General features: G+C 34.3%; 10 protein-coding genes. 1 reads left to right on the top strand and 9 read right to left on the bottom strand.

The window, feature by feature from the left end; all coding sequences use genetic code 11:
- Window positions 1-88 precede the first annotated feature (88 nt).
- Window positions 89-778: an HAD family hydrolase gene (locus IC221_RS10365; RefSeq protein ID WP_188168906.1), complete on the bottom strand. Its 690-nt coding sequence runs from the start codon at window positions 776-778 to the stop codon at window positions 89-91.
- 378 nt (window positions 779-1,156) lie between these two features.
- On the opposite strand from IC221_RS10365, the gene IC221_RS10360 reads away from it, so the two are divergent.
- A complete protein-coding gene (locus tag IC221_RS10360) occupies window positions 1,157-1,657 on the top strand; it encodes a hypothetical protein (RefSeq protein ID WP_188168905.1) in 501 nt (166 codons plus the stop codon).
- A 252-nt stretch (window positions 1,658-1,909) separates the two neighbouring features.
- Here IC221_RS10360 and IC221_RS10355 read toward each other — a convergent pair whose 3' ends face one another.
- The 8 genes from IC221_RS10355 to IC221_RS10320 all read right to left on the bottom strand — a co-directional run bounded on the left by IC221_RS10355 (window position 1,910) and on the right by IC221_RS10320 (window position 13,930).
- Window positions 1,910-2,965 (bottom strand): NAD-dependent epimerase/dehydratase family protein, encoded by a 1,056-nt coding sequence (locus IC221_RS10355; RefSeq protein WP_188168904.1) that lies wholly within the window; start codon window positions 2,963-2,965, stop codon window positions 1,910-1,912.
- Window positions 2,966-3,156: 191 nt separating this feature from the next.
- On the bottom strand, window positions 3,157-7,425 hold the full coding sequence (locus tag IC221_RS10350) for a DEAD/DEAH box helicase (RefSeq protein ID WP_188168903.1): 4,269 nt from the start codon (window positions 7,423-7,425) through the stop codon (window positions 3,157-3,159).
- A gap of 51 nt (window positions 7,426-7,476) precedes the next feature.
- Window positions 7,477-8,571, bottom strand: a complete 1,095-nt coding sequence (locus IC221_RS10345) for a hypothetical protein (RefSeq protein WP_188168902.1) — start codon at window positions 8,569-8,571, stop codon at window positions 7,477-7,479.
- An 887-nt stretch (window positions 8,572-9,458) separates the two neighbouring features.
- Window positions 9,459-10,256 (bottom strand): DUF1269 domain-containing protein, encoded by a 798-nt coding sequence (locus IC221_RS10340; protein WP_188168901.1) that lies wholly within the window; start codon window positions 10,254-10,256, stop codon window positions 9,459-9,461.
- A gap of 213 nt (window positions 10,257-10,469) precedes the next feature.
- A complete protein-coding gene (locus tag IC221_RS10335) occupies window positions 10,470-11,375 on the bottom strand; it encodes an AraC family transcriptional regulator (RefSeq protein ID WP_188168900.1) in 906 nt (301 codons plus the stop codon).
- 10 nt (window positions 11,376-11,385) lie between these two features.
- The gene (locus tag IC221_RS10330; RefSeq protein ID WP_188168899.1) at window positions 11,386-11,889 is read right to left on the bottom strand and encodes a hypothetical protein; all 504 of its coding nucleotides are present in this window, start codon (window positions 11,887-11,889) and stop codon (window positions 11,386-11,388) included.
- Between the two features lie 207 nt (window positions 11,890-12,096).
- Window positions 12,097-12,918: an oxidoreductase gene (locus IC221_RS10325; RefSeq protein WP_188168898.1), complete on the bottom strand. Its 822-nt coding sequence runs from the start codon at window positions 12,916-12,918 to the stop codon at window positions 12,097-12,099.
- A 97-nt stretch (window positions 12,919-13,015) separates the two neighbouring features.
- The gene (locus IC221_RS10320; RefSeq protein WP_188168897.1) at window positions 13,016-13,930 is read right to left on the bottom strand and encodes an oxidoreductase; all 915 of its coding nucleotides are present in this window, start codon (window positions 13,928-13,930) and stop codon (window positions 13,016-13,018) included.
- Window positions 13,931-13,943: the final 13 nt, after the last annotated feature.

Raw genomic sequence — 13,943 nt, 5'->3', positions numbered from 1 at the left:
TTCACAAGATAAGTATTCATAAGGCTGGGTATTTGAGTAAGACGAATGTTTGGGATGAGAAATAATACTTATCCCTTAAGGTAATGAATTATAAGTAGTTCATCACTTCTCTGATGCTTTTTAACTCTTTAAATTTAGCTCCTTCCACTTTATGATCTACCATTTCATGCTCCCAAGTACTATGGAAAGGTACATGATAAGCATGTGCTCCAATATTTAAAACAGGAACAATATCAGATTTTAAAGAATTCCCCACCATCAAAAATTCATCGGGTTCAATGTCCAAATGTTTCAACAGTTTATGATACCCTGCCTCTTTCTTTTCAGAAACAATCTCAGTATGATGAAAATATTGATCTAAACCTGATTTTTCAATTTTCCTTTCTTGCTCCAAGAGGTCTCCTTTTGTGGCTACTACCAATCTGTAGTTTTTGGCTTGCAAATATTCTAATGTCTCCACTACGCCAGCCAATAATTCGATGGGATTGTTGAGCATTCTTTTTCCAAACTCCAAAATTTGAGCAATTTCCGAAGCCTTTACCTTTCCATTGGAAAATAAATTAGCTCCTTCAATCATGGATAACGATAATCCCCTTGTTCCATACCCGTACATTGGCAAGTTTTTAATTACCAAATGGAATAGCTTCTCTTTTAACTCCTCCTTCTCCATATAAGGAGACATCAATTTAAAATAGTCCTCTTCAAACACTCTGAAAAAAGGCTCATTGACCCACAGTGTGTCATCCGCATCAAAAGCTACTACTTTAATCTTATCCATTATTTTTTGTCCCTAATTATTACGCAATAAAAATACAAAGTAAACCCAATGTTATTCAAAACACAAAAATTGGAACAAATTCACTGATTAATTAAAACAAGATTGCTTTAGTGTTCACCCTAATAACACATTTCTAAAATACCTTTGTAAGATCAACAAGTATATAATTATTTGTAATCAGAGATATTCACTAATTGGTCCGAATACATTCGTTATAGTACTTTTAAGTGCTTGATAATTCATTAATTAGAGTATTAAATTTGTTATTTTAAGATGCTATCCTACAGAAGTTTTAAACTAAAGAGACAATTTTACAATTTAGCTCACAATTACCCTTCAAGTACACATACACCGAATGTCCATAACAGAGATAAGATAATGCAAGATAATATAAATGAACATTTAATTTTTGGAAAAGGGATAAACTGTAAACTCAATATCATTCAAAATACACTTTTTATAGAGTTTAACCCCACACAGTCATTGGTTTCAATGACAAGAATTCGACTTGATTTCAAGCAACATGATGGCATACACCTTGGTTACCTAAAATGCTTCCAAAGTGTGAAGATGGATATTTACAGACATATCAATAGCAAGAGAAATCAATTTAATGCTATCCACATTGTAGGATATGGATTTGCTGGAGCTATCGCTCAAATTGCGTCATTGGGTATTTATAAAAGTTTCCTTATCCCTTCGGCTATAACTACATACGATAGCCCTACTCCTTTTTCAGAGATGAAAAGAGAAGAATTTGATATCACCACTTTAAAGCAAGAACATTTTGTATTTGGATATGATATCAATCTTAAATTTTACACAAAATTATTTGGATACGCATTCCCTAATAATATTCAAGAATATAAAATTATTTAGGATTAGAGAAAAACTGAAGAGAGAGTGTTATATGATTTGAGTATTCAGTGTTGCTTTTATTATTGCAGTTTGCATTGAATAATAAAAACAAGTATTCGCACTTTTTTAAGTACAACAAATAAGCCAAAGTGTGTTATTTTGAAAACATTTCCAAACGTAAAAATACACATCACTGATAGTCAATAATGTGTATTTCTATTTTTATAAAATTAAAATGTGTAGTGTTATAGGCTAATCGAAAAAAGTGATTCATCATTTAGAGAACACTCCTGCATCTACAAGTTGTCCGAAGAAATCATTGAGCGTTGAGTTTGCATCACGGTACTTTATGCCTAGCTTTTCTTTACTTTTTGTATTATCGACTAACCACTTATACCCAAAATTTTTAGCCACCATTTTCCTAGGTATTCCTTGTGTTGGTCCGATCAACCACACTAACCATTTAGGCAGTTCTTTCTTTGGCAAAGGAAAGGCCTTTCCATATTTCTGTCTTAGAAAGTCCGCCATTTCTAAGATGGTGTAGCTTTCATTGGAAATAATATGTCGCCCTTCTGCCTCTGGTGTAAAACCTGCATTATAATGGGCTTGTGCTAAATCTCTTACATCAACAATACCAATGTGTAAGCCGGGTGCCCCCATTTTCATAGAACCATCTCCCAATTGTTTCATAATATTAAAACTCTCAGAAGTACTTGTGGGGTTAATGCCAGGCCCAAGAACAAAAGAAGGATTGATGACCACCATATCCCATCGGTCCTGTTCTTTATTTATTTTCCACGCTTTCTTTTCGGCTACCGTTTTGGAGTAATTATAAGGTTGATGATTTACTGAAGAGGTAGTATTCCAAATACTCTCATCTGCTATCTGATTAGGCACATTTAATAAGTCTTTGGCATCACCAATAATTGCCACGCAACTACTCGTTAACACCACCCTTTTCACGGAGTAGGTCTTATTGACGGTGTTCAAAACGTTTTCAGTTCCTTTTAATGCTGGATCCACTAAATCCTTTTTAGCATCCTTCACCGATGTGATAAAAGGCGATGCGGTATGAAAAACCAATTCACAATCTTTCATTGCCTCATCATAAGAACCCGGCGTTAGTAAATCCGCTTTAAAATACTTAATCGTTCCTTCGTATTGGTCTGCTAAAGCATTCAGGTATTTCAATTTTTCTGTATTATCGGGATTTCTTACAGGTGCATGCACTGTTAATCCCTGTTTAAGTAACTTTTCAACAATTCGCCCTGCCACATATCCTGTAGCCCCTGTAATCATTACCGGTTTAGATTTGTCAATAGTGACCATAGTGTTTTGGTTAAGAAAGTAAAGATAATTAGAGTTGTATACAAGATATTAAATGTTTCTTAAATACGTGTAAATCATTGTGGTTTTTGGAATGAGATTCTTTGAGGTTAAGAAAAAATCAAGCATATCGATTTATATTTAGAGCATAAAAGAAGCCCTTGAAATCAATTATTCAAGGGCTCTGATTATTCTTATGGTTCTAATATCGTTTCATTCTTCTGCAACAACTTCAACAACTCACTTGTATTCAACTTGGTTGCTTGATTGGTGCCACTGAGTAAATCATCCGCTAGTTCACGCTTATCGGAGTGGAGCTGTATCATTCTTTCCTCTAAGGTATCTTTACAGATTAGGCGGTAAACTGTAACAGGTCTTTTCTGTCCCATACGATGTGCTCTATCTGTAGCTTGATCTTCTACGGCTGGGTTCCACCAAGGGTCCATATGAATCACATAATCGGCAGCTGTCAAGTTGAGTCCGGTACCGCCTGCTTTGAGGGAAATTAAGAAGACGTCACCTTCTCCAGATTGGAATGCATTGATTCCTTTTTCTCTGTTTTTCAAAGTGGTAGAACCATCTAAATATTGATATGAAATGCCTTCTTTTTCCAAATATTTTTTGATGATACTTAAAAAGCCAACAAACTGACTAAAAATTAAAGCTCGATGTCCTCCTTCTTTCAATTCATGAAGCGTTTCCAAGAGGAGTGAGATTTTACTTCCCATCAATTGGAATTCATGATCTACCAAACTTGGATGACAGCATAATTGACGTAATTTAGTCAACTCGGCAAGGACTTGAAGTTGTACATTTTGGTCTTTATTTTTCTCCAATACTCCTTCAATTTCCTCCAAGGCTGTTCTTCGGTGTGCTTCATACAACGTCATTTCATCTTCTGATAGATTCACGCTTAATACTGATTCTGTTTTTGATGGAAGTTCATCCAGCACTTCACTTTTCTTTCTTCGCAGAATAAATGGAGTGATCAGCTTACGCAATACTTTTTTGGCTGATTTTGAATGATGTTGATCTCCTGAATCAATTCTTAGTACAAAGTTTTTATTGAAAGATTCCCAAGAACCTAATAGGCCTGGATTGATGAATTGGAAGAGGTTCCATAATTCTGAAAGGTTATTTTCGATAGGTGTACCCGTCGTTACAATCCTCATTTTACCTTCCAACTGCATAGCCACTTGAGAACGTTTGGTTGTTTTATTTTTGATGGCTTGTGCCTCATCCAGTAAAACAATGTTCCAATCTTTTTTCACGATTGGTTTATAGGTCGATTGAAGTAAACCATAACTACAAATGATCACATCATATGCTCCTGCATTTTTTAATAGCACCTCTCTGTTATTGGTATTATAAAGTAAATGAGGTTTTAAGGTAGGAGCAAATTTTCTGATTTCATTCACCCAGTTAAACGTTACGGAAGAAGGGGCCACTACCAAAGAAGGACCATCCTTTGCCTTATCCACCATCAAAGCAATCCCTTGTAAGGTTTTACCTAATCCCATATCATCGGCTAAACAAGCCCCTCCACCCCATGAAGCCAATTGAGACAACCATTGATATCCTTCTACTTGATAATCTCTCAATGTCGCTTGTAACGTGTTAGGTACTGCATAGGTAGTTTCAGAAGCGGTATTGATTTGCTCCTGCAACGTTTGCCATGACTTATCACTTCTGACTAATGCCTCATTGGTCAATGCATTCAGTGCACCATAAGAGGATAAACGGTGAACTTTAAAATCTAATTTATCTTCAACAGCTACACTTGTCAATGTGGCTAATTGCTTTCTTAAAGAATCCGTCAATGCAACAAACTGATCTTTTTCAATTTCTACATAACTGCTGTTTGGATCATTTTTAAAGGCTTTCAGTAAGGATTCAAGAGATACAATCACTTCTTCATTTACCTTTACTTCCCCTGAAACGGCAAACCAATCTCGTTTTTTGGATTGAATATTCATGGTGATACTTTCACCTCCTATTTTTGAAAGGAGCTTAAAACGAACACCTTTGGGCCATTCTACTACCGGTTTTATATCACCAAACTGCAATTCTTGCAAAGCGTTCAATGTTTCTTCCCTATCGGATAATTCCCAAGCATGATGCCCATCATTAGTATTATCCAAGAAAGGTCTCTGATAGTAGAATTTCTCTAAGAGGGCTTTTTCTTCCTCTAAATTTCGGATAGCTCTAGTACGTACTCGGTCCACTTCTTCCACCAATACTGCCTTTCCTGCTGCAGGCGTCACATACGGAGGAATAGTTTTGAAAGGCTTCATATAAAGCTCCAAAAGGATATTATTACCTCTTGGTGTCAGCAATGCATGAATAGTTTGATCTGCTTTCACTTCAGGCAATTCCTCTCTGATATCTTCCACATTGGAGTGAATATTCAGTGTTTGCCCTAAAGCGGTGATTGCCTCTTTTAATTGTTTTTTTCCTTTTTTAGGAATGATGATTTCTTGAGGGAAATTCTCAGCCCAATACTTAATTTTTTTATCTACATTATAATAGATCACCCTTGTAGGGGTTTCTCTTTTTAGTGGAAAATCGATATTGATGTCTTTATCAAAAGAAATACGATAATGCTCACCTGCTTCATCAATTTGTAATTCAAAAGGACGCTTTTCAACAATCACTGATACATTATCATCCGATTCTAAAACAACATTTGGATGTCCTTCTAAGCGTTTCCACACTTCCAAGACATCAAAATCCATATATCCTCTTCCGTATGTACGAATGGCTTTGTCCAGAATTTCGTGATCAATTTCCAACATCCCTTTTACACCTTTTTTCAATAAACGAGTATCAGAAACTTTTTTAGGCTTACTCCACTTTCCGTTCTTCAACTTGGTCTGCTCCATGGGTTGCACATACAACCTATGATCAGACACCACCCATAAAAGTCTACCTTCTTTGACTCCTTTGTTTTCTTTTTTATCAATCAAATGAAAATCCTCCGCTATTGCTCCCATTTTTTGAAGCAATAACTCCCACTCTTCCTCAGAACCTGCACTTAATATATCTTCAAAACGAAAGAGATCTTCATCAATCAAATAACTCAAATCTACATCTTCATCATTTGACTTATTTTCACCTAAAGCACATGCATATAATGATGCGTACCATTGATGTCCACCCTTTTGATATTCAATAGCCTTACTCTGCAAATAAAGATAAGTCACCTCATCCAGTGAACTTTTTTGTCCAAATAACTTACCATAAATCCAATAGGTAAATGTAATTGTCAATGGACCATAACCATTAACTAAAGATTCGTGAAGATGATAACGTAAATGTTCTTCTAATTCATATTCTGGTAATAATCCATCTACCGTAGAGTTTGTACTTAAGTAAATCACTGCTTCTAATAAGATAGAATAAAATGCAGAAGGAAAACCCTCTTTTGATTTTTTGTCAAAGTAGATGTATCTGTTTCTTAATAAACTTAAGGATTGTTGTTTGTATTTTTGATAGACCAAGAGCATTAAGGTCAATTCTTTATCAGTACTTAATTCTTGCCAAAATTTTGAAGATTTTTTCTTGAAGTTCGCCTGAATATTTTCTAATCCAGCTAAACTTAATACCTTTTCCAGTACATTTTCTTTATCCTTAGAGGCTAGGGCAACATATAACTCTACAAAGGCTTTATCAAAATTATCTGCATTCTGTATGATTTCCAAAGCAGAATCGGTATACCCTTGACACACCAATAACAAGGCCTTCATTACTCCTTCGTCCTTGTACATTTTAGAAGTGTACTTTTCAAAAGTAGATAATGTGTGTACATCCACCTCACCATCTAATAAAGCAGTATAGGAACTTTTATAAATAAAATCCCAAATTTCAACACTTAAGTTGGGACTCAAATTATCTTCCAGATATCCAAATGAATACAAGGTATATAAGCCAAAAAACAAAGTTGATGAATAAGTTCCTAAAGGATCTGAAAACTCAGGATTAAAATAATTACTAAGTAGAAGAGGATAATTTAACTTTGATGTAAGAGGTACTACAAAATCTCTTATTACAGACTCCGGCTTATAACTTAGAGTACCCCAAAATGTTGGATAGTTTTTTTGTTCGAATACAATGTTTTTAAAAGCACTGTGAAATAATTCGTTCTGTAAATATCCTTTTGCTTTTATCAAAACAGACAGATAATACTCCACCGAATCCACTTTATAATAGGTAACTCCTCTATTTTCGATCGTAAAAAAAAATTCTTCCTTGACCAATTCCTGAAGTACTTGGTTGATCTCTTTTGTCAACTCTACCGTCTTTAAATTTGGTAACAATTCTTTCAGAAGATCCTTCAGTCTTGTTTTATTCAACCCCTGTAAACCAGCACCTAACATTACAATAATGTATTTATGTTGGCTCTCTTCAGGGTATTTTTCAAATTTTTCAGTGAATTCGTTGTATTTATCTATTGAAAAAATCATGGAGTATGAAGCTACTTTTAGTCAAAGAAAAACCCAGAGTTTAGTCTGGGTTTACAATATATAAAAATTAGAAATGAATTTATCGAGTGATGCGTATCGTTCATATTCATCTTCTTGATCTGTCCTGATGATGATCGATGATTTTGAACCACTGTTAAGATGATCCAACACGCCCCAATCTACATGTTTTTTACTCAATCTGTAATGCTCCGATTCAGGATCCATCCAAAGGAATGAAACATAATGGTTGAATTCTTTTAATACGGCAGATATTAGGTCCTGAATTCTATGTTCATGTCCCTTTTTCCAATTTAACCCCTCAAATGTTACAAATCTGTGATTTTTAAAATTAAAAAGTCGATTGGCGTATGGAATATAAGGTAATATATATTTTGCAATAACTCCTTCGGCACCCGGCAAGTGTTGGAATTTCCAATGTCCTTTATAGGCTTGAGCACTTACTATAATTTCTCCATTTTCCTCCAACACAAAAACATCATTATTTCTACACATGTTTTCGGATGAATAGAAAGCATAATCTTTATAAAACTCATCCGCCAAAGCCATTACTTTTGGTTTTTCCTGTTCTGTCGCTCTTCTTACAGAAGGATGAAAAGATGGACTTACTCTACTAAATGTAAGCGTTGTCATCTTACCAATTGTTCTGAATCCCACTTTTTCAGTGAACATCTTAGAACGTAGGTTATCATTTTCTACTTGAGCTTGGAAAATTTGAGGAGTACCATTAGCCTTACTTTCAGGCATTTGATAAGTATTGAAGAAGCTAATTAATTGTTGATCAAGAAAGCTATTTTTTCTTTTCTTTTTATTAGGATTTTGTTTTGAGCTTTGCATCGAACTCACAAATGCAAAATAACGGATATGATACGTCTCCACATCTTTTCCTTCAAATTTTGTTGATTTGTGAATTAAGGTGATAGAACTCAATAAATTCTCCCCTCTTCTAAGATTTAAGAAATAAGCTTTTTTTGTGAATCTAAGGTTCTCCTCTGTTGCAGTGTGAGTATATCTAACTCCGCCTTCAGTTCCCCACAATGTGTTGTCCAACATTTCTACTACATCGTCTGTCAACTCGTCCGTCAACTCTAAACTTATGGAACCTGCTTGAGTTACTATATCTTTCATTCGGTATATCTTGGTGTATTAGGAATGCATTGGGGCGAACTCACCTCCATTCAAAATACTATTTTGTTTTCATTCGACTCAAAAAATTAACGTAGCAAAAATATTGTTATTTTTTACATTTCTAAAGTTTAGAATCATAATCTAAAGGTATTTTAAGATTTAATGACGTTTTATGATAAAACGTAGGGTCATTATTTTATTGGGGTAATACTGCAAACCTCCAAAGTTTATACCACTACTTCAACATTATGACCATCTACTCTCCCTTAAGTTTTCTAAAATTGATGGATCAATCCCTTTTCCAGCTTTTGATCTACCTTTTTAAAATACAAAAAAGCATACTGGACAAAATCCAACACGCTTCAACCTTTTAATAACTAATTATAGTAAGTACATTATAAACCAAATTATCATCAACTTTCAATCGACCTTTCTGCAAGCCTTTCTAGGAACAACTTTCAAGCTTCTTTCCTCTTCTTTTTTGTCTTGAAACAAAAAGAAGCAAAAAATTCAAGGCTTAGAAGTCAAAAGCTAAATTCCATTTCTCTCGCCTAAATGATTTTAAACTCGCTAAAGCTCAAACAACAAAATCATTTTTAACGGCTCATTCCATGAAATTCTTCACGCTTTTCACTTCAAGGCCGAGGGAAATACTACTAAATGATTGTCTGATTACAGAACAAAAGACAAAGGTTTTATTATTATCTTCTAAAAAGTAGTTCTGTAGGGTCGTTGCATTGCAACGTCCTCGCGAACCACAATACACTACCTATTATCCTCCTTAAAAGGAACTTCATGACTTAACGGTAATTTAGTTTACAATTCAGTAAGTACTAAGTCAAAAACAGATCATAGTTTATTTTGAATTTGTACTTACCAAACTTAAACTATGAAATATATTTTGTCAGCTTTTCAGATGCCTCAGAAAGCTTATTCAAACTTTTATTGAATTTTAGTTCTAAATCATCCTTACGCTTATTGATCTTCTTCTTTTTATTTTCATTGGCTTTACCCAATTGTTTTTGCAACTCACTCGCTTTGGCTTCTGTTTCAATTTTCAGATCTATAATTTTCTGATTAATAATATCTTCCAAAAGCACAGCTTTCTTTTTGACATTTTTGATTTGTTGATGAATACTTTCTTTTGATTCTTCTGAAGCTACCTCTAATTCATGTTCCAAATCATCTAATTCTGCTTGAATAGCATCCGCTTCACGGTTAAACTGCTCTTCAGCTACCTCTGCCCTATTTCTTCTAAATAAAATCCCCCCTAATTCTTTCATTTTAGTATCCAAAGGAGCATTCCATCCCTCTTCAATATCAGCAATAATAGCCGTCTTGCCACTCTCTAATGCCTCTGATACTTTTTCTATAAAAATGGTATCAACTCCTGCTTTATCAAAGTCATAAATTAGACCTCCTAGTGAACCTGCCATTGCTCCTGCTACCATTCCAATAGGGCCTCCAAACAAACCAATAAAAGCTCCAGTTAACATGCCTACCCCTGCACCTATTGGGCCTTGATCAGAACTTTCGTTTACTGTAATTTCTCCTTCGTCATTTTTACTGATCACGGTCGATGCATATAAACTTATATCTCCATTGGTATTTAACTCCTTTATAGCAGATAGACCTTCAAAAGCTTTTGATTGATTGTCAAAGACAGAAACAATTAATTTATTCATTTTCTTTATTCTTTACATTAGAAATGTTTTGATCTTCAAATCACATTCATCTTTTCCTTCCGAATCAATAATCAGCTTAGTCGCAGTTCTGTTGTTCAAAAACATAGTTTTTAGGGTCGCAAAAAACAAGTAAAAACAGACAAGCTCTTTTGTAATGTTAGGTTGCGAGTCGGCTAATGCCAATTACAAATGTGCTTGGCTGTGTGCAACGGATTAATTAAAATTACGATATTCTGCTGGAGTCATTCCTGTTTTCTTCTTAAACATCTTACTAAAATATTGCGGATATTCAAATCCTAAATTGTAAGCTATTTCACTAACAGATACAGTAGAACTTAACAGTTTATCCTTTGCTAATTCAATGATATGATATTGAATATGCTCTGTCCCGTTTTTACCAGTTTCTTTTTTTAATAAATCACTGAGGTAATTTGGAGAAAAATGTAACTTCTCAGCAAAATATTTTATTGAAGGTATCCCTATTTCTGATAAATTTTCTGCATTGAAGTATTCATCAAGAAGAGCTTCAAATTTACTAATTACATCTTTGTTGATTTCGGTACGTGTTATAAATTGACGGTCGTAATAGCGATTGCAATAGTTCAGTAATAACTCAATGGCAGAAACTATAAGCGTTTTACTATGTTTGTCAATATTATTTTCAAGTTCGAGTTCAATGTCCTTAATAATGTCACTTAATTTCTGTTTTTCCAAATCCGACAAATGTAGTGCTTCATATGTGTCGTATGAGAAGAAATTATATTCCTTCATTTTAGAACTTAGCGTTGTGCCATGAATTAAATCAGGATGAAAAATCAATGACCACCCGTAAACATCTTTTGTTTCGTCTGGGTTTTCCAGTTCAAAAACTTGATTTGGAGCCATGAAAGTTAAAGTACCTTCCTGAAAATCGTAATACTTACGCCCATATCGTAATGCTCCAGGACAAAGGTTTTTTAGCATTATCTGATAAAATCCCATAGAAACTTTAACATTGCCATAGTCTTTGTGGTCAATTTTTGAGAAATCAAGTATGCCTACCAATGGATGTTTTGGTTTTCCCCGTCCAATCATCTCATACAACGTTGAGATGTTATCTATTTTTATAATTTCGTCCATGTCTACCTCCTTATTTTTGAACTTCCTGTCTCAGTTCATTTGTATATTTCTCTATCGATGCGTGAGAAAAACCTTCAATAATTAGCTGTCCTATAAATAAAATTGCTACTGCAAAAGCAATTCCTTTTAGCAATGGGGCTTTTACAAATAGTATTACAACTAAAGAGGCTACAACAAATGCAGCAAAAACTAATTGATATGTTAAAAAACCATTATCTACTTTTTCCATCCGTTCATGCTCATACTGAACAAATTCGATTTTACTTTTATTAAAAAGTGATTCTCCTTTATATAGTATTTTCTTATTGAAACTACTATAACTGATTCCTCCTGCGATAATTAATAGACCGCAAACTAATGATCCCCATTTCATACCTGTTGCCAATGGTGATTTTGTAACGAATAGAGCAACTACACTTGACACTGCAATCAAAATTGCACCAAGAATTATAAAATTTGTACCCACCCATTTCTGAGCAGATACATATGTTTCGAGTGATTGTAAAATATTCATATTTTTATCTATTAAAATATACTTAATATTGAAACAAAAATGCTTCTTAAAATACAACTTTGTCTTTATTTGTTGTTCTCATAGTAAAGAAGTTTCTATTATGTCCTTCTTTAAAAATCAGAAATGGGCAACAAATTTCCATTTAGAATTGAAATTTGTTTATTGGTTTCATAATATTATAATATAAATCCACCGTTTTGGTGAACTCTATTTCATTTTCATTTGTCCAAGCATGATATTATCGAAGGTACGATCTCCTAACATACCTTTCATCATTATGCCACCTTTTGCATCCACCCCAACTGAATAGCGCGTTTTAGGTTTAGATTTTTCAATTGCAGAAATAATAGCTTTAACAACTGGCTCTGGTGTTGGTGCATTTTCATACATTTTTTTAAAGTATGGAATGAAGCTGTCAAGGATTGGTTGGTAGGCTTCCCCTGCCTTTATCAGTTTCAATTCATCAAGTACAACTCCATCAAAACCGGTACTAAATGCTCCAGGTTCAATTATTGACACATTAATACCAAATCGACCAACCTCTTGTCTCATTGCATCTGAAAGTGCTTCAACTGCGTGTTTTGATGCTGCATAAAAGCCTAAGAATGCTGTACTTACTTTACCTACAATTGAACTAAGATTTACGATACTACCTTTCCCTTGTTTACGCATGTGAGGCAATACATATTGCGAAACCCGCACTGTTCCCCAAACATTAACTTCAAACATACGTTTCATGTGGTCAATGTTGGTTGTTTCAACAAAACCATAAGAACCAAATCCGGCATTATTAACCAATGCATCAATTTGTCCTTGTTCTTTAATTATTTGCTGAACACCAGCTTCAACAGATTCATCACTGGTTACATCCATTTTAATGGCAAAACCTCCTGTAGTTTCTAATTCTTTCATATGTTCAATACGGCGAGCCGCACCATATACTACGTAACCTTTTTTTATTAGTTCAAGTGCTGTAAATTTCCCGAATCCTGAACTTGCTCCTGTTATTAATACTACTTTTTTACTCATGATGGATAGTTTTTTATATTATAAATTTATCATAATTCAAATTTACATCTATCTATAAGTCAGTACTTAATACGATTTACTGATAGTTATATACATTTTACTTCTCAGCATTCTTTCTTACTTTATCTGCTCCTTTTTTCAATTGCTTGCTCATCATTTTATCAAAGGCTTTTTCTGAGCGCCAATCTTTAATTTTCATTAGCAAGCGTGCGTCGGCAGTCGTACGGTATTGCGTTTTTGCTTTTTTTGCTTCAACTGCTTTCACAATAAAATCAGCAGTACCTCTTGGTCCTTCAACTTTTGTGTAAGAATCAACCATATATGTTTTAAAATCGTCAGCTAATTCTTCGTAATCTTCAGGAATGTAAGAAGCCTCCATTTTGGCAAAAGCTACTGCATCAAATCCCGTTTTAACTGCTCCAGGTTGAATTTTTACTACATCGATATTTAAGTGCTTTACTTCCATACGTAATGCATCGCTCATGGCTTCAATAGCATGTTTTGTTGCAGCATACCAGCCTAACATTGGTGTTGAAACCTCGCCAACTACTGATGATACATTAATTATTCGTCCAGATTTTTGTTTACGCATGTGAGGTAAAACGGCTTGTTGCAGACGTGCATAGCCAAAAACATTTACATCAAACTGATAATTAAGTTCATCCATGCCAATGTTTTCAATGGTTGCATACGAACCATAACCAGCATTGTTAATTAACACGTCAATACGTCCTTGCTCATCAATTACCTTTTGCACACCGGCTTTTACCTGATCTTCTTTTGTTACATCCATAACCAAGGCATGTCCACCAATTTTGTCAAGATATTTATTTTCTTCTACCTGGATATCACCACCATAAACAATGTAGCCTTTTTCAATTAATTTCTCGGCAGTTGCTTTACCAAAGCCGGATGCAGTGCCTGTGATTAAAACTACTTGTTTGTCCTGTGCATTTAAAATTACACTTGCCATTGTGAATATGGCTACCAAAAATAGTGTTACTCGTTTCATCGTCTTAAACTTT

Source organism: Flammeovirga sp. EKP202, from assembly GCF_014534745.1.
Lineage (GTDB): Bacteria > Bacteroidota > Bacteroidia > Cytophagales > Flammeovirgaceae > Flammeovirga.
This window is presented reverse-complemented; position numbering and strand designations above follow the sequence as displayed.

Excerpts from the sequence above, each read along its gene's own strand:
- IC221_RS10365 (WP_188168906.1), bottom strand. The coding sequence starts at position 778 with ATGGATAAGATTAAAGTAGTAGCTTTTGATGCGGATGACACACTGTGG.
- IC221_RS10360 (WP_188168905.1), top strand. The coding sequence starts at position 1,157 with ATGCAAGATAATATAAATGAACATTTAATTTTTGGAAAAGGGATAAAC.
- IC221_RS10355 (WP_188168904.1), bottom strand. The coding sequence starts at position 2,965 with ATGGTCACTATTGACAAATCTAAACCGGTAATGATTACAGGGGCTACA.
- IC221_RS10350 (WP_188168903.1), bottom strand. The coding sequence starts at position 7,425 with ATGATTTTTTCAATAGATAAATACAACGAATTCACTGAAAAATTTGAA.
- IC221_RS10345 (WP_188168902.1), bottom strand. The coding sequence starts at position 8,571 with ATGAAAGATATAGTAACTCAAGCAGGTTCCATAAGTTTAGAGTTGACG.
- IC221_RS10340 (WP_188168901.1), bottom strand. The coding sequence starts at position 10,256 with ATGAATAAATTAATTGTTTCTGTCTTTGACAATCAATCAAAAGCTTTT.
- IC221_RS10335 (WP_188168900.1), bottom strand. The coding sequence starts at position 11,375 with ATGGACGAAATTATAAAAATAGATAACATCTCAACGTTGTATGAGATG.
- IC221_RS10330 (WP_188168899.1), bottom strand. The coding sequence starts at position 11,889 with ATGAATATTTTACAATCACTCGAAACATATGTATCTGCTCAGAAATGG.
- IC221_RS10325 (WP_188168898.1), bottom strand. The coding sequence starts at position 12,918 with ATGAGTAAAAAAGTAGTATTAATAACAGGAGCAAGTTCAGGATTCGGG.
- IC221_RS10320 (WP_188168897.1), bottom strand. The coding sequence starts at position 13,930 with ATGAAACGAGTAACACTATTTTTGGTAGCCATATTCACAATGGCAAGT.